This window comes from Paraburkholderia lycopersici, assembly GCF_900096975.1.
GTDB classification, from domain to species: Bacteria; Pseudomonadota; Gammaproteobacteria; order Burkholderiales; family Burkholderiaceae; genus Paraburkholderia; species Paraburkholderia lycopersici.
Window position 1 is genome coordinate 38140 of the sequence record NZ_FMYQ01000011.1, and the last position, 16716, is coordinate 54855.

The following is a 16716-nucleotide window of genomic DNA, read 5'->3' on the forward strand; positions in this document are numbered from 1 at the left end:
GCGTCATGACCATCCTGCCTTGCGCTGGCCGTTTCCGACGTCGAGAGGCTCCGAGTCGGGGGCGAGTCCCAGATAGGCTTTCCGTGTATCGTTTCCGGCGAACAGGACGCGCGGAAAGCCGTAGCCACCCGGCGAGTACTCGTGAAAATGCGGCACACGGAACCAGCAGCGGCTGTCATGCACGTAGTCGTCAAACAGGTCGATTGCCGCCTTGGGCAGGCTGGATACGGCTTCGGGCGACGTGTGCGCTCGCAGGAATCGCTCGACGCCTGGCACGGGGGCGGCCACCACGTCATCCTCCACCCGGTATTTCTGCACGACCGACGTCCAGAAAGTGCCGAGCAGCAAGCCGCTCGGCCCCAGGCTGACGCGTGGCGAATCGCTTCCCGGCTGGTCGTGCGTTACCGAAAACGTCGGCGGCACCTTCGCTACATAGCCGTGCGCCACGACCGGAAGATTTTCCCTGCGGCTAACCTTCCAGCGTTCGCACTGGTCCTGATACAGATAGGCCAGAAGCAGTCGCATTTCTTCAGCGCCCTGGCGCAGGTCCGTCTGGTCGTTGGTAGAGACGTCAAGGGCCCCTTCACCGGGACGCGCGGGTTTCGGATTGCGTGTACCCGGATGCGCCAGCGAACCGCACAGTGCCTCGGTGTGCCTGCTGACCGCCTCGTTGAGTTCATTCAGATCAGCCTTGCGCGCACCCATGAACGCCTGGTAGCCGCCTATGGATGACGTGAGCGCGTCGGAGCGCAGCTGCTGAATCTGGTCGTCAAGGTGGCGCAGGGTGGGGTCGCTTTCGACGGCCTTGTTGAGTGCGAGCTTGACCTTGTGCGGCGTCATCCTGTCTTCGTGCGCTGCTTTAAAGAACTCCTGCCCCGTGACGTAGTGATGGGCGTTGCCGATATCCGCGCGCAGCGTGCGCCAGGCGAGTAGCTGGCTCATCCCGGATCGCAGGGCATCTTCCACTGTCTTGATGTCTTCGACCGTCTTGCGCCACGCATTGAAGGCCGCGATCGTTGCGGGATCGAGGGCGAAGTCGGCACTAAGGGGTGACTTCGGGTCACACAGGACGTCTCCCTCATTCAACGGCACGCCGTAGGACGCCGCCTTCAGATACATGTCATGCAGCGGAATCTGGCTGAGCTTGTGGCTGTCGTCACCTGACCTGGCCGTTCGTCCCTTTCCCTGTTCATTGGGTGCGTAGCCGCCGCCGACGTCGGAATGTACGCCTGGGTATGCGACCTCTTCCCGGACACCGGTGCCGTAGTGCTCCCCAACGCGGATCGAATCGAGCGGAAAACTCATGCGTTGCTCGTGTATTGAGAACGCGTGGTAGCAATACCTTACCTCCTTCGGAATATTCAGACGGCCATCGCTGGCAAAGGCAAAGTGCCCATCAAACGTGCCGATATCGACCGCCGCGCGAATCGAATCGGGGGGGCCGACGGACGCAACCGTATCGAACAGCCCGACGAAGTTGACCGCGTAATTCAAGGCATATTTTCCGCTCTGGTAGCCGATTCGGCCGTTGCGCGCCCACTTGTTGACCAGCTTGTTCACGAAGACCCGCGCGCCAGCCGCGCCACGCGAGAAGCCGATCACGTTGATCCAGATCTGGCGAACCGTCTGCGGGTGGCGCCCCTCGTCGACCGCCTGTTTATGGGCGAGACCGAGCCGGTCGATATGGCCGGCCAGATCCAGGACGGCACCGTCGCTTCCCGCGTTGCAGATTCTTCTGGCATCGGCGAGGGAAATGAGGCCCCGTGTCTTGTCGGTGGCAATCGCATGGTAGATGGCGTTCAGCACGCGCGTATAGGCCCATATGCAACGTCCGGAAAAACCGGCCGCCATTGACTTGCCGAACGGCGTGTAGACGGGCTCGCCTATTTCGCCGAACGGTGTACCGACTCCCTGAAGGTAGAACGCGAATATGCCTTCTTCATTTATGTCCAGTGCCGCGTTGTACAGGCGCGCCACGTTGGTATGCGTATTGCTGAGTGAATCCCGGAATGGATTGGGCTTGCCATCGGGACCGGTCCTGGCATCGTTATTGTTCGTCCCGTCGAAGAACAGCGTGATGTGTAGCGTCTGTGGACACGATGCCTTGGGATCACATACAAGCGCCTTGCCTTTCCTGAACGCCATTGCACTTCCCGCGACTCGCCCACCCACCGGCATTGGATCGGCCCATTTGAGATTCATTGTGTATTACCTCCGTCGCGATACAACCGGTTCCATTCCTCGTCGGGCACGCCCTGCGCAATATAGGGATCGTTGTCGGGAGGACGGTTGTTGATATCGTTGCCGCCGTACTTGTTTCCATCCGCCACCATGATGCGAACACGGTCGCCTGGCAGGAACACGGCCCAGACGGCACCCAGGATTTCCCCATAGCGGGCGAGCCTTACATGTTCAGCCTTGTACCATGACGTTTGCGCTGTATTCTTTTCCTTCTTGTAGACCAGCCAGCGCACCGTCAGGCGAAGATCCGGCTGCCAGACTGCCGGAATATTGCTGCAGCAGGTCTCCTTTCCGCCACCGCCTGGCCTGTCGCCGGAGCGGGCGGGCATGACGTTGGGGCCGCCGCCCCCGACGTACTGCCTTCCCTCGCGTCCCGCGATATTGGCCGGTCCCTCGAATCCCCATGTGTGGATATACCAGGGCGTGTAATTCAGCGTTGAAGTGGGGGCGCCGGCCATATCGACCCGCTTCGGCAGATTCGCGTAGTCGATGGGCGAGAGCGCACTTCCGCGAACGTACCGCCGGTCCCATTCCTCGTCAGGCGCTCCTTGCGCAATATACGGATCGTCATCGCCCGGCCGGATAGCTGGATCATTGGCGCCGTGCGCCCCGTCCGGCACCATGATGCGGACCCGGCCATCCGGCAGGAAGACTGCCCACACATCTCCTGCCGGTTTTTCATATTTAGGTATTCTTACGTTTTCCGCCTTGTACCAGGCGTTCGGGTTCAGGCCGTCCTGTTTCCTGTCAACCAGCCAGCGCACCGTCAGTCGAAGATCGGGTTGCCATACGGCGGGAATCCTGATGCAGCAGTACTTGCCGTCGCCGTGCTCCGGATCGCTGGATGAGGCGGCGCGATAGGCCTGCGGGCCGGTTCCTTCAATCGGCTTTTCGTCGTTAGCTCCCACGATATCCGTTGGCCCTTCGATGCCCCACTCGTGGACGTACCAGGGTGCGTAGTTCAATGTGGCCGTTTGAGCGTCGACCATCTGCAGCCTGGCTGGCGGCTTTGCTGGTGCAATCGACGAAGTCCGGTTCGCGTGTTCCTTGCACCCGCTCAAGCCAGCCAGCATTGCAGTGACCAGAATCAGGGCGGCGAGCCTGGTGTGGCGGCAGTAACCGGGGCCAGCAGGGTCAACCTTGGACAGCCACTTGTCACACCGGCCTGGACGAGCCCTGTGCGACCCGGTTCTAGCGGCCACTCGCCCACCCACCGGCATTGGATCGGCCCATTCGAGGTTCATTGCGTATTACCTCCGTCGCGATACAACCGGTTCCATTCCTCGTCGGGCACGCCCTGCGCAATATAGGGATCGTTGTCGGGCGGACGGTTGTTGATATCGTTGCCGCCGTACTTGTTTCCATCCGCCACCATGATGCGAACACGGTCGCCTGGCAGGAACACGGCCCAGACGGCACCCAGGATTTCCCCATAGCGGGCGAGCCTTACATGTTCAGCCTTGTACCAGTAACCAGGAGTCTTGCCGTCCTGCTTTTTGTCGACCAGCCAGCGCACCGTCAGGCGAAGATCCGGCTGCCAGACTGCCGGAATATTGCTGCAGCAGGTCTCCTTTCCGCCACCGCCTGGCCTGTCGCCGGAGCGGGCGGGCATGACGTTGGGGCCGCCGCCCCCGACGTACTGCCTTCCCTCGCGTCCCGCGATATTGGCCGGTCCCTCGAATCCCCATGTATGGATATACCAGGGCGTGTAATTCAGCGTTGAAGTGGGGGCGCCGGCCATATCGACCCGCTTCGGCAGATTCGCGTAGTCGATGGGCGAGAGCGCACTTCCGCGAACGTACCGCCGGTCCCATTCCTCGTCAGGCGCTCCTTGCGCAATATACGGATCGTCATCGCCCGGCCGGATAGCTGGATCATTGGCGCCGTGCGCCCCGTCCGGCACCATGATGCGGACCCGGCCATCCGGCAGGAAGACTGCCCACACATCTCCTGCCGGTTTTTCATATTTAGGTATTCTTACGTTTTCCGCCTTGTACCAGGCGTTCGGGTTCAGGCCATCCTGTTTCCTGTCAACCAGCCAGCGCACCGTCAGTCGAAGATCGGGTTGCCATACGGCGGGAATCCTGATGCAGCAGTACTTGCCGTCGCCGTGCTCCGGGTCGCCGGATGAGGCGGCGCGATAGGCCTGCGGGCCGGTTCCTTCAATCGGCTTTTCGTCGTTAGCTCCCACGATATCCGTTGGTCCCTCGATGCCCCACTCGTGGACGTACCAGGGTGCGTAGTTCAATGTGGCCGTTTGAGCGTCGACCATCTGCAGCCTGGCTGGCGGCTTTGCTGGTGCAATCGACGAAGTCCGGTTCGCGCGTTCCTTGCACCCGCTCAAGCCAGCCAGCATTGCAGTGACCAGAATCAGGGCGGCGAGCCTGGTGTGGCGGCAGTAACCGGGGCCAGCAGGGTCAACCTTGGACAGCCACTTGTCACACCGGCCTGGACGAGCCCTGTGCGACCCGGTTCTAGCGGCCACTCGCCCACCCACCGGCATTGGATCGGCCCATTCGAGATTCATTGCGTATTACCTCCGTCGCGATACAACCGGTTCCATTCCTCGTCGGGCACGCCCTGCGCAATATAGGGATCGTTGTCGGGCGCACGCATATCAGGGTCGTTTTCGCCTTCCTTGCCGTCCGCCACCATGATGCGAACACGGTCGCCCGGAAGAAAGACGGCCCAGAGATCACCCGCAATCCGGTCATATTTCCCATTGGCGGCTTGCTGCTTGCACGCGCACAGACAGGGCAGGGCAGTCGTCAGTAGTCCGATGGCTCGCCGTCCGTAAAGGTTAATTTGCCTTTTCAGCATGAAGTCCGTTTTCCGATTAGCGCAGCACCAAAGCAGAGCCGCTTTTAGCGGCCTTGAGCAGGCATTCGATGCAGACCTGCTTTGGCGAGAGGCTAACCATCTGGTCCTTGGGACCAGGTAGCCCATGAACCGATGCGTGCGCGAGGAACTTGCCGGTCGTGCCGCTGACGATGCCGGCCGAGTCCATGTTCAGGAAACTGCCGTCGACCTCCACGCGGAACTTCTTTGCACGTAGCAGGATGTCTTCGCTTTCCAGCAGGATCTGGTTCTGTGCGCGCGCGACGATAGACTTCGTCAGTGCGTTCAGCACGATGTCGCCGGCAGCCGCCACGAGGTGGATGGGGGACGTCTGCGCAAAGAGCCGGATCGTGTCGCGGACCGTTGCAAACAGGCTGCGCCCACCGGCAATCCCGATATGCCCTTCGGTAGTGATTGCTGCTTGCTGGGCCGCGACGTGAACCGTCGCAGGCGTGGTGATTTCCACGCCCGCCTTGCCATCAATAAGAACGTGTGGCGCTGAGAGCTCCGGAAACGTATTACTGTCGCTACCCGCGCCGCGAATCTGCTCGTTTTGTTCCGCAATTGTCTTCACGATGTCGGACTGGTGACCGTCCGCATCCTGTGCTTCGCTCTTCTGTGCAACCTGCGTTAGCGCGTCGTGGAGACTTTGTGCGATCTGCAGACGCCCAACCGTCTCACACATGTCCTTAGCCGGCCCCGCTGCGCCGTCGCGGGCCTGGGTCGTGAGGTACATGCCGAGATTGGCGCGCAGCACGCCCCACGCATTGGTCGCCAGTTCCCACCCAAGCCCCCGGGCCTGCTGGCGACCTGTGCCGTAGTCGATCCTCGTGCTGTACCCGAGCACGAGGCGCGAACTGGCCTGATCGCTCGCAACCTGTACCTGCAACTGGCCTGGCGTATCGTCGGTCACCACGTAGTTGTGACCGTTGCCCTGAAGGCTATGGCTCACCAGCCCCGTAAGCGCCTGGTTCTTCGGCAGGTCGAACGGCGGCTGGTTGAATTCGTTGACCTTGCTCGCCGATATGTACGGCTTGTCAGGATCGCCCTCGTGATAGTCGATCGTCAGTTCGTCACCAATGCGCGGCACCGCGATGAAGCTGTGCGGGCCGCCGTGCCATGGCAGGCCCGCGCGCACCCAGCAACTCGAATTTTCGTCCCGGCTGCTGCGACGGTCCCAAAGAAACGACACCTTGGTACGCGCATAACCATCGAGCCAGACCGGCTGGTTCGCGGGGCCGACTACCACGGCGGTTTCTGCGTGAGCCTGGGGTTTCTTCCGCAGCCGGTTCTTGAAGAAGGCGCTGGCCGGCTGCAGCACGAAATCGGTCACGCACCGGTACTGCGCCGGTTCGCCTGACGACTGTGTGATCTCGTCGGGATTGCGCACATCGAGCGAGGTCGACACCACGAGATAGTCCGTGTTGACTTCGCGCTGCGGGTGCCCTTCAAGGCGGAACGTCTTGCCCGTGGTCAGGCCGCGCAGGTTGCCCGAGCCACAGGCCCGCAGCCTCCGGCAGCGCAGTGCGTTCACCCGCACGCGCGCGAGATATGCGCCTTCCGTGTCGTAGTCGTTGGGTTCGCCCGACAGACCCATGGCACCCGCGAGCGGCTGCGAATATTCGCCCCAGTGGTACTGCCCGATGTTGTCGAGTGCCGACTTGCTGTACTGCGACTGGTTCACGTCGAACTTTCCGAGCGAGCGCGTGTAGTCGTAGTCGTTGAGCGTCACATCGCCCGCCGTGATCTGCCGCGAGACCGTGAGCCTGTGGATGTGCTCTTCGTCAATGCGCTTGCCGTCGGGGGCGTGATACCGGACCGTGTCGTACGCGTTGTTGTGCTTCTTGTGGGAACCCGGCGAATCGCACAGTACCAGTGTCATGCCATCGAACAGGTAGTAGATCCCCCATTCGCGCCAGATTCTGGTGAGGAAATCGTAGTCACTCTCCCAATACTGGCGTATATAGTCGCGCTGCGGATAGACGTTGTTTTCCAGGCCCACAGCGCCGAGCCGCAGCTTATGGGGCCACGGGTACTGCCCGCCCTTGAGCACCATCCCGGTCACCTCGACGACATTGACGTTCTGGTAAATCCGGCTCTCGCAGTTCTGTGTGGCCAGCCAGAGCCAGGGGCGTACCGTGAGTTCGTAGTACGCGCGGCGGTCGTCGCTGCCCGTACTCGCGACCGAGGTAATCAGGCCTTCGATCGTTCGCACTCCCGCGCCGGCATTCGCGGCTCCGAGGTTGCCCGGCAGCTCCGGCACGAAGGTGCCCTTGCCCTCGAACTCGATCGAAATGGTGATGGACTTGCCGATTAGCTGGTCGGCAACGACGAGCGGTTGCGCATCCGACAGCCTGCATGTCGGGCTGTCCAGCGTGGCCAGTTCGAGCCGGTAGTCAAAGAGGTTGCCCAGCGCCTCGGCGCCACGCACGCGTTGGGGGATGAGCACGGCCTGTCCGGCCCGGGTCGGCAACGCGTCGGACGCCACGCTCAGGGTCCGGGCCTGCAACGGTTTGAACATCTGTCCTCTCCTCGGCAAAGACACGGCTGCGGCCGTGCGAAAACATGGGGCCCGACATGCGCAAGGCCTGCCTACGTCACGCTGCGCGTGCCCGGGCGGGGTGGCCACTGCGCAATCTGTCCGCGCTGCCTCGAACCGAGCACGGTCGCGGTGTACGAATGCATCGAGACGTGCCGGGCCAGGTAGTGCTCCAGCACAAGGCCGAAGACATAGGGGCTCACGCCATCGAAGCCGCTTTCGTCGAACGTGATGCCGCATTCGAGTACCCGCGCGACGGGAGGCTGCCGGTTCGGGATGATGCGGTTGACCGGCGTGAGCGTCGCTGCGGTGAGGCTTTCGACCTGCCTGCGCAGGGCGACGGCGTCATCCGACAGATACAGCCGCAGGAAGCTGCGCAACCCCTCGCCCGGGTTCGGCTCGTCATACCGGTCGTCAAAGACCGAATGGTCGATGTCGAGCTGCATCAGCAACTGCCAGGCCTTCAGGCCTTGCGCGAACGGGGGCCTGGGCCTCGCAGGCGGCCTGATGAGGCCGATACTGGAGACGGGGGCGGACTGGCGCATCTGGAGGTCGCGCACGCCATCGCAGCGCAGCAGCCCCGGCAGGTCGCGGTTGGTCACCCAGGCGTCCACGGAAACGAAATGGATCTCGCCGTCGTCTCCGTTGTCGTACGGTTCTCCGCCGGGGCCGACGAGCGACAGGAACGATTCCGTACTGACATACGTCGCATGCGTGCCGTACCGGCGGGGCTGGGCCGTGGCCAGACGCTGCTCACGGCGCACGGTGAAGTAACGCCCGTGAGCGTCTTCGTTGTGGAGCAGCGCCTGGTGTAGCGGATGGAATTCGAGCACGTCCGAGTCTTCGCTGACCTGTCCGCGCGCCAGGTCCAGCGAGTGCAGCTCGAAGTCGAGTGGTGCCTTGTCGACCGCTACAAGATGGACCTCCGCCATACTTCCGCCAACCGGCACGATTTCGGTGCGCAAGGGAAAGAGGTTGATTACGGGCGCACAGAAAAGCGCGAACATCGACGCGTCGACGCGATCCGGCAGTTCGCCGACAGGACGGTCCAGCAGGATCACGATCTCGGCTTCGTCACCCCTGACCTTGCGCAAACCAGCCTGCAGGCCGGTCAGCGTGAAGAAGTAAAAGCGCTCCGGGCACGCGAAATATTCGTGCACGAGGTTGTGGCCGGGAAATTGTCGCGAAGCGAGCGGCAGTACGCTTTCGTCAGGCCCGATCCCCTCCTGGACCACGGCATTCGACGTCACGACGTGGAATGTGCCGGTGCCCTCGCTGAACCGGCCCGGCTCGCCGGTCACGGTGGCAACGGCCGCTGTGTGAATGAGTTCGTGCAGGTGCGACGCGATCTTCGCGTCGCCCGCGAGATACACGGGTAGCCGGTCGAGGCCCTGGAGGCGCGCAATCGGAACGTCGCCGGTCGTGCGGATGCACAGGCGCAACGCGCCGCGCACGCGCCGGTGGGGTGGGACAAAGCGGTCCATGCCGGGAACGTCCGGCGGAATGCCGCCCAGCTTTCCGGATTCGATGACGAGCGGATACAGCGTCACGTCGTGGCAGACGCGAAACTGGCAGGCCGTTTTCTCGCCGTCGGGAAGCCGCGACGCAGCCAGGGTGCCGCGTGCTATGCGGTGACCGGACACGAGATCGCCCATCTTGCCACCCGGATAGAATCGCGCCACGGCGACGGATGGCGTGGGCGACAGGTAGTTTGGATAGACGCAGGAAAGCAGTGCCTGGGTGAAGCGCGGGAATTCGTCGTCGAAGCGCATCTGCGTGCGCGCGTTCACGGCCGCCGCCGACTGGACAAGCCGCTCGACATAGGGATCGCCGATTTCTCCGGTCTGCATGCCCAGACGTCTTGCGATTTTCGGATGCCCGGCACCGAACTCCGCAGCGAGCGCGCGCAGGTAGCGAAGTTCGCGAGCGTAGAACGCCAGGAGGCGCGGGTCCATACAGGCGCCCTTTTTATGCCCTGGCGCGAGGCGACACCATCGCCTTCACGATGGCAAGCCCCAGACTGCGTCCAGCATGCGCGGACGCAGCATACGCAATGGCTGCAAGCAGCTTGCCGGATCCGCAGCGCAGCGGGCCGGATCATTTTTGCCGTCCTGATAACCTTTCATGAATCCCGATTCCAGCAATGGTCGGCGTCAGGCTATCGGAAGCAGGATGTGACTTCTATAAAATCAGCCCGGAAAATTGTCCGTTCCTGTCGAAACCAGAGAAATCGGACTTGTTCGATTGCAATGCCATCGTTCCTTGATCCCGCTGGTCCATGGCCTTTGCATCGTCGACTGCCGCCCTTGCCGGACAAGTCGCTTGTGGCACGCAAGCCGCGGGAATCTGTCTCGAATCATTAAAGGTCCGGTGCCGATGACCGATAACCGTGTTGTCGGCCGGAACCGGAAAAGGAGCTCGGGGAGTTGAAGACGATGGGGCGGTTTATGGTGGCGTTGTCGATGGTTGGGGCACTGCTCGTCATGGCAGGCTGCAACACGGTGGCGGGCTTTGGGCAGGACATTACTGACTCCGCCCGAGCCGTTCAGCGCATTCTGTGACCTTCGCGGGGGCCGCGACACGGCGAAGAAATAAAACGAAAGGAGGGGGAAGGCCAGGAACGAAGGGGCCACGCTAGCGCTGCCGGGCTGGTTGGCGCAACGCGAGAGCGCGTCGGTCAGCGGGGTGACTGCGTCGGCGGCGAGAGTGGCAGAACTGTCCGGCGGGGCGCCGTCGGCGCGACGATTCCAGACGTCCGCGCGCTTCCGGTATCGACCCGGTATCGACGAGGCATCAGTCGGCGCGGCGAGGCGGCGTGCTGTGTCGCGCGAGGAACCGGTCGAGCTGCGCGGCGAACGCTTTGCTGTCGCGCGCGCTGAAGGGTGCCGGGCCGCCCGTTTCGATGCCCGCATTGCGCAGTTGATCCATCACGTCCCGCATCGTCAGCCGTTCCTGAATATTGTCGCGCGTGAACCAGTTGCCGCGCGGATCGAGCGCGTGCGCGCCCTTTTCGAGTATCGCGGCGGCGAGCGGGATGTCGGCGGTAATCACGAGGTCGCCCTGCGCGGCCAGTTCGACGACGCGCGCATCGGCCGCGTCGAATCCCGCCGGCACCTGAATCGACTTGATGAAGGGGGACGGCGGCGTCCGCAGATATTGGTTTGCAACCAGTGTCACCCGGACTTCGGCCCGCCGCGCGGCCCGGAACAACATCTCCTTGATAACCGCGGGACAGGCGTCAGCGTCGACCAGTACTTGCATGAAGGCATTTCCAGCACGTGAAAGCGCGATCATAACAGCCCGCGCATTGCCTGCTTCGCCGCGTTTTTCTTGCTTTTGCCCGCGTTCCTGCCAACAATGATTTCGCAACGGCACGCGCGAACAATGCCATTGCCCCCGGGCCTGACACTGCGAAGACGGAGCGGATATGAGCGACGCTACCCACGGGTTCGATGCCGCCGGCGAGCGCAAAGACGCGAACGGACTGAGGCTGGGCGCGCTCGTCGCCTTGGTGGTCGGTTCGATGATCGGCGGCGGCATATTCTCGCTGCCGCAGAATATGGCCGCTTCCGCCGGCGTGGGCGCCGTTCTGATCGGCTGGGTCATTACCGCTTTCGGGATGCTGGCTCTCGCGCTGGTATTCCAGACCCTCGCAAACCGCAAACCGGATCTCGATGGCGGCGTCTATGCATACGCCAAGGCGGGATTTGGCAATTACATGGGCTTCGCCTCAGCATGGGGCTACTGGATCTGCGCGTGGCTCGGCAACGTCGGGTATTACGTATTGCTGTTCAGCACGCTTGGATACTTTTTCCCCATATTCGGCGAAGGCAATACCCTGCCCGCGATTGCCTGCGCGTCGGTTTTGCTGTGGAGCGTCCACTTTCTGGTGCTGCGCGGCATAAAAGAGGCAAGCTTCATCAATCAGATCACGACGGTGGCGAAGATCGTCCCACTCGTCCTGTTCATTCTCATCTGCCTGCTTGCGTTCCGGCTGGACGTATTCTCCGCCGATATCTGGGCGCGAACGAATCCTGCCCTGGGTGGCGTGCTGGATCAGGTCCGCAACATGATGCTCGTCACGGTCTGGGTTTTTGTCGGCATCGAGGGTGCGACCGTTTTCTCGGCGCGGGCCGCGGACCGCAAAAGCGTCGGCAAGGCCACGGTGATCGGCTTTTTCACCGTGCTGCTCGTGCTGGTGCTCGTCAATGTGCTCGCGCTCGGCATCTTGACCCAGCGCCAGCTCGCGGGCCTGAAGAACCCTTCGATGGCGGGCGTGCTCCAGCACGTGATCGGGCATTGGGGCGTGGTGCTCGTGAGCATAGGCCTCGCCATTTCGCTGGCCGGCGCGCTGCTGTCGTGGGTCATGCTGTGCGCCGAGATACTTTTTTCGGCCGCGCGGGACCGCACGATGCCAGCTTTCCTGCGCAAGGAAAACGCGAGACAGGTACCGGCGAATGCGTTGTGGCTGACCAACGCCATGGTGCAGACATTTCTGCTCATTACGCTGGTGTCGAAGGGCACCTACCTCTCGCTGATCTATCTCGCCACCTCGATGATTCTCGTGCCTTATTTCTGGTCGGCGTCCTATGCGTTGCTGCTCGCAATTCGTGGCGAGACCTACGAACGTTCGCAAAAGGCGCGCGGCAGGGATTTGCTGATCGCAGCGATTTCCGTTTTCTACGCAGTCTGGTTGCTCTACGCCGGCGGCGTCAAATATCTTCTGCTTTCCTCGCTGCTTTATGCCCCGAGCGCCGTCTTGTTCGCCAAGGCGAGGCGCGAGTCCGGTCAGCAGATATTCACGCATGTCGAGAGGGGCATATTCGCCGTCGTCCTCATCGCTGCTGTCGCGGCGGGTTACGGCCTGTCCCGGGGACTGCTGACGCTTTGACGGAAATCGGCAGACGCTCCAGGGCGGATTGCCGATCTCATCCGCGCCATGCGCATGGACCGCGATTCATCGCGGCCATTCCCTGGTGGCGGGTGGGGCAACACAAGCCGTGCAGGTCACAAGCGACCAAAAAACAGAACCAATATTTTCTGTGAAGCGTTTCAGAAATATGGGAAACGGAAGAGCACTGTTTCAATTTTACGTATTAATCGGACATAAACTCGTGACCAATAATCGGTAGCGTGTCGCCTCTATTGTCCAGGATGCGGCGCAACAGCGCATGACCGTTCACACTACACGCCGATATTCCATGAGCTCCGAAGAATATAACCAAAAGCACAATAGCCGTCCATTCAACCGGTTCGAATCGCGATCACACGGCCGGTACATTCCGGTCGTCACCAAGGCTGCCGTAGCGGCCTGCCTCGCAGGCGCGGGCATGGGCGCGGCGAACGCGCAAAGCAGCGTCACGCTGTATGGCCTCATCGACACATCCATCACTTACGTCAACAATCAGCGTACCGCCAGCCCAGGTGCCGGAAGCAGCAACTGGTCGATGTTGAGCGGCAATCTGAGCGCGTCGCGCTGGGGCCTGCGCGGTCGGGAGGATCTGGGTGGTGGCACGGCCGCGATCTTCGCGCTGGAAAACGGCTTTTCGTCGAATACGGGCGCGCTCTCGCAAAAGGGCGTCGATATGTTCGGACGTCAGGCCTGGGTCGGGTTGCAATCGAATGCCCTGGGTACGCTCACGCTCGGTCGCCAGTACGACATGATCCTGAACTTCGTGACGCCGCTCGGCGCATCGGGTTCGGGCTGGGGGGGCAACCTCGCGATGCATCCGTACGACAACGACGATTCCATCCAGAACATCCGCATCAACAATTCGGTCAAGTATGTAAGCCCTACGTATCGCGGCCTGACCTTCGGCGCCATGTATGGCTTTTCCAACACGCCGGGTGAGTTCGGCAACAATGCCGCATGGAGCGTGGGGCTTGGGTACGCGAACGGCCCGCTCAGTCTGGGGGCCGGCTATCTGAAGATCAATCGCGACTCGAACAGCGCCAATGCCAACGGCGCGGTGCCCACCACGGACGGCTCGGCCACCATCACCGGCGGGAGCGAGCAGATCTGGGCGATTGCGGGGCGCTACGCGTTCGGGCCGCATTCGGTGGGCGTGGCGTGGTCACATTCGGCGACCGACGACGTGACCGGCGTGTTTGCCGGCGGCAGCACGAGTGCGCTCAAGGGGCGTTCGCTCGTGTTCGACAACTTTTCCGTCGACGGCCGCTATTTCGTGACGAGTGCGTTGAGTTTGTCCGCCGAATATACCTACACGATGGCGCGCTTCGACAGCAGCACCGGCCAAACGCGCCCGAAGTGGAACGAGGTCGTGGCCCAGGTCGATTACGCGTTCACGCGCCGCACCGACGCTTACCTCGAAGGCGTTTATCAGAGCGTGAGCGGCGGCAAGGGCAATGCGGTGTTCAATGCATCGGTGTACTCGCTGACGCCGTCGTCGAACAGCAACCAGGTGGTAGTGGCGCTGGGGCTGCGGCATCGGTTTTGAGGGCGGCATTTCCTGTCAATGCCGCGCGTGCGGACTCGGCGAAATGGCGCCGCCAGCCAGTCGTCAGGTTATCGAGGCGCCCGGATGAACCTCGATGACCATTGCGGGCGGTCCACTTCGCTGTCCGCTATGCGAAGGCGGCTTTGACCGTCAGCCCGCACGCCACGCATACCAAAATGATCGCGAACCCCAATTGGACGTGGTGCGCGGTCAGTCGATGCGAGGCCACCCGGCCGCCAATCATCCCGGCCGCGGTGGCGATGCTGAACCACACGGCGACGCCGAGCGGAAACGCCGCGCCGTGCATGGTCGTCGCGAGCACGCCACCGCTGCCGACCAGGGCGATCACCATCAGCGACGTTGCCACGATGCCATGCATCGATACGTCAGTGAGCTTGCGCATCATGGGCACGATGATGAAGCCGCCTCCCACGCCGAGCAGACCGGTCATGAAACCCGTTAGCGAGCCCGTTGCGGCGAGCGCGATGGCGGTAGGCCAGGTCCAGTCGAAGCGGCCGGTTGCCGGATCGATGTGCGCCACACACAGCGACGACGCTGCCTGCGCCATGGCTTTGTGCTTGAGCGTGGTCAGCAGGAGCCTCACGGCAACGAAGAGCATCACGGCGGCAAACAGCACGAGCAGGAGCCGCTGAGGCAGGGCGCGCGCCAGGTGTGCGCCGACCGCGGTGGCCGGTACGCCCGTTGCCGCCATGAAGAGGGCCGCGCGATAGCGGACAAGGCGCTTGCGAAACGCCTCGAGTGCGCCGACTGCCGCGCTGCCCGCCACGGCGACGAGCGCAACGGGCGTCGCCTGCTGCATGGGCCAGCCCATGCCGAAGACGAGGGCGGGGACGGCGAGAATGCCGCCACCCGCGCCCGTGAGTCCGAGAATGGCGCCGACCACGGCGCCGAGAAAAAGCGAAACCAGCATCGATCACCTCGAGGCACGAGAAGCGGGCGCGTATCAGTCGGCCACCTGGGGTTGCACGAACCACTCGTGTCCCTTGAGCATGCCGCGCCAGTAAAACGGCGGCAGGATGCGCTCCTTGAGCAGCCAGGCAAGGCCCGAGGGCTTCCTGCCGTCGATGAGCCAGGCGGGGAAGGTCGGCGCGAGTTTGCCGCCGTAGAGAAACTCGGCCAGCACGATCTTCCCGCGCTCGACCGTGAGCGGGCATGAGCCGTACCCGTCGTAGCCCGCCGCTCCGCGCGTCATGCCGAGGGCGGCGAGCACGTTGTGCGCCACGACCGGCGCCTGCTTGCGCGCCGCCGCGGCGGTTTTTGCGTTCGGCGTGTTGGTCACGTCGCCAAGCCCGAAGACGTTCTCGTGGGCCTTGTGGCGCAAGCTGGTCTGATCGACGTCGATCCAGCCGCCGGCGTCGGCGAGCGGGCTGACGCGGATGAAATCGGGCGCCTTCTGCGGCGGCACGACGTGGAGCATGTCGAAGCCGGTTTCGAACGTCTCCGTGCCGCCGCCGGGAAGGGCGCGCGTGAAGGTCGCCTTTCTGGCTTCGCCGTCGACGGCGCTCAGGTTAAAGCCGAAGTTGAGATTGATGCCGTAAGACTCGACGTACTTCATCAGCGCCGGCACATAGTCGGCGACGCCGAACAGCGCCGCGCCGGCGTTGTAGAACTCGACGTCGATCTGGTCGAGCCGGCCGGTACGACGCCAGTGGTCTGACGAAAGGTACATCGCCTTCTGTGGCGCGCCCGCGCATTTGATCGGCATGGTGGGTTGCGTGAAGACCGCGCGGCCGCCCCTGAGACCCTGCACGAGTTCCCAGGTGTAGGGTGCCAGATCGTAGCGGTAGTTGGACGTCACGCCATTGCGGCCGAGCGTCTGCGGCAATCCTTCGATCGCGTTCCAGTCCAGCTTCAGGCCGGGGCAGACAACGAGCTGGCGGTATTTCACGACCCGGCATCCTTCCAGTATCACGGTGTTTGCGGCGGGCTCGAACGCGGCCACCGCGGCCTTGATCCACCGGACATTGCGCGGGAGGACGCTGCCCATCGGGCGCGCCGTGGTTTCGGGGCGGAATATGCCGGCGCCCACCATCGTCAAGCCGGGCTGGTAGTAATGCACGTCGGCGGGATCGATGATAGCGATGTCCAGATTCGGCGCGCGCGCGAGCAGACTCGAGGCGGTCGCGACGCCAGCCGCTCCTGCGCCGACGATCACGACGTCGTGCTGTTCTTCGGACGACGCGTGCGGCGAGCCGATGCGGCGCGCGAGCCCGCTCAGGTCGACCCCGGCGCGTTTGCCCGCCGCAAGGATGTCCACGAGCGACATCTTCGGCGCGCTCGCCAGCGCCCACAACGTCGCCGATCGCATGCCGCTGCGGCAAAAAGCGAGCAGGGGGCGGGGCAGCGTTTCCAGGTAGTCGCGAAACCGTTCGGCATCCTGATCGCTGACCTTGCCGGATTCGACCGGCAGGTAATGCGCCTCGATACCGTGCTGTTGCGCGGCCTGCTCGATTTCGACGAACGTGGGCTGGTCCGCGCCTTCGCCGTCAGGCCGGTTGCAGATGAGCGCGCGAAAGCCCATCTCGCGCAGCGCGGCCAGATCGGCGGGACGGATTTGCGGGGAAACGGCGAAAGTGTCCGTGAGCTTCTTGAGTTCCATGCTGGCCTCGTGTGTGTTCG

The 16716-nt window shown here is 63.0% G+C and carries 12 protein-coding genes; 2 read left to right on the forward strand and 10 right to left on the reverse strand.

Annotated elements, in window-relative coordinates:
- Positions 1-3: 3 nt before the first annotated feature.
- From BLU17_RS13945 to BLU17_RS13975, 8 genes are all read right to left on the reverse strand, one after another.
- Positions 4-2202, reverse strand: coding sequence for a T6SS phospholipase effector Tle1-like catalytic domain-containing protein (locus tag BLU17_RS13945; RefSeq protein ID WP_091997399.1), 2199 nt, complete (start codon positions 2200-2202; stop codon positions 4-6).
- The gene (locus BLU17_RS33790; RefSeq protein ID WP_245746850.1) at positions 2199-3485 is read right to left on the reverse strand and encodes a DUF3304 domain-containing protein; all 1287 of its coding nucleotides are present in this window, start codon (positions 3483-3485) and stop codon (positions 2199-2201) included. Before BLU17_RS33790 ends, BLU17_RS13945 begins: the two co-directional genes overlap by 4 nt.
- A complete protein-coding gene (locus BLU17_RS33795) occupies positions 3482-4768 on the reverse strand; it encodes a DUF3304 domain-containing protein (RefSeq protein ID WP_245746851.1) in 1287 nt (428 codons plus the stop codon). Before BLU17_RS33795 ends, BLU17_RS33790 begins: the two co-directional genes overlap by 4 nt.
- A complete protein-coding gene (locus BLU17_RS13960; RefSeq protein WP_342713825.1) occupies positions 4765-5061 on the reverse strand; it encodes a hypothetical protein in 297 nt (98 codons plus the stop codon). The genes BLU17_RS33795 and BLU17_RS13960 overlap by 4 nt, the downstream gene beginning before the upstream one ends.
- Positions 5062-5077: 16 nt before the next feature.
- Positions 5078-7567 carry a type VI secretion system Vgr family protein gene (locus BLU17_RS13965; protein ID WP_245746852.1) on the reverse strand — a complete coding sequence of 830 codons (2490 nt, stop codon included), beginning with the start codon at positions 7565-7567 and terminating at the stop codon, positions 5078-5080.
- A gap of 104 nt (positions 7568-7671) precedes the next feature.
- On the reverse strand, positions 7672-9573 hold the full coding sequence (tssF, locus tag BLU17_RS13970; protein WP_091997403.1) for a type VI secretion system baseplate subunit TssF: 1902 nt from the start codon (positions 9571-9573) through the stop codon (positions 7672-7674).
- 45 nt (positions 9574-9618) lie between these two features.
- Entirely contained in the window at positions 9619-9744 is a 126-nt protein-coding gene (locus BLU17_RS34250; protein WP_281247823.1) for a hypothetical protein, read from the reverse strand.
- A gap of 667 nt (positions 9745-10411) precedes the next feature.
- Positions 10412-10879: a YaiI/YqxD family protein gene (locus tag BLU17_RS13975; RefSeq protein WP_091997405.1), complete on the reverse strand. Its 468-nt coding sequence runs from the start codon at positions 10877-10879 to the stop codon at positions 10412-10414.
- Positions 10880-11045: 166 nt separating this feature from the next.
- On the opposite strand from BLU17_RS13975, the gene arcD reads away from it, so the two are divergent.
- Together arcD and BLU17_RS13985 are read left to right on the forward strand one after the other, a co-directional pair.
- A complete protein-coding gene (gene arcD / locus BLU17_RS13980) occupies positions 11046-12509 on the forward strand; it encodes an arginine-ornithine antiporter (protein ID WP_091997407.1) in 1464 nt (487 codons plus the stop codon).
- A 310-nt stretch (positions 12510-12819) separates the two neighbouring features.
- Positions 12820-14076 (forward strand): porin, encoded by a 1257-nt coding sequence (locus BLU17_RS13985; RefSeq protein ID WP_091997409.1) that lies wholly within the window; start codon positions 12820-12822, stop codon positions 14074-14076.
- Between the two features lie 127 nt (positions 14077-14203).
- On the opposite strand, the gene BLU17_RS13990 is transcribed toward BLU17_RS13985, so the two are convergent.
- Positions 14204-15007, reverse strand: a complete 804-nt coding sequence (locus BLU17_RS13990; RefSeq protein WP_091997411.1) for a sulfite exporter TauE/SafE family protein — start codon at positions 15005-15007, stop codon at positions 14204-14206.
- Between the two features lie 33 nt (positions 15008-15040).
- The gene (locus BLU17_RS13995) at positions 15041-16696 is read right to left on the reverse strand and encodes a bifunctional protein tyrosine phosphatase family protein/NAD(P)/FAD-dependent oxidoreductase (RefSeq protein WP_091997413.1); all 1656 of its coding nucleotides are present in this window, start codon (positions 16694-16696) and stop codon (positions 15041-15043) included.
- Positions 16697-16716: the final 20 nt, after the last annotated feature.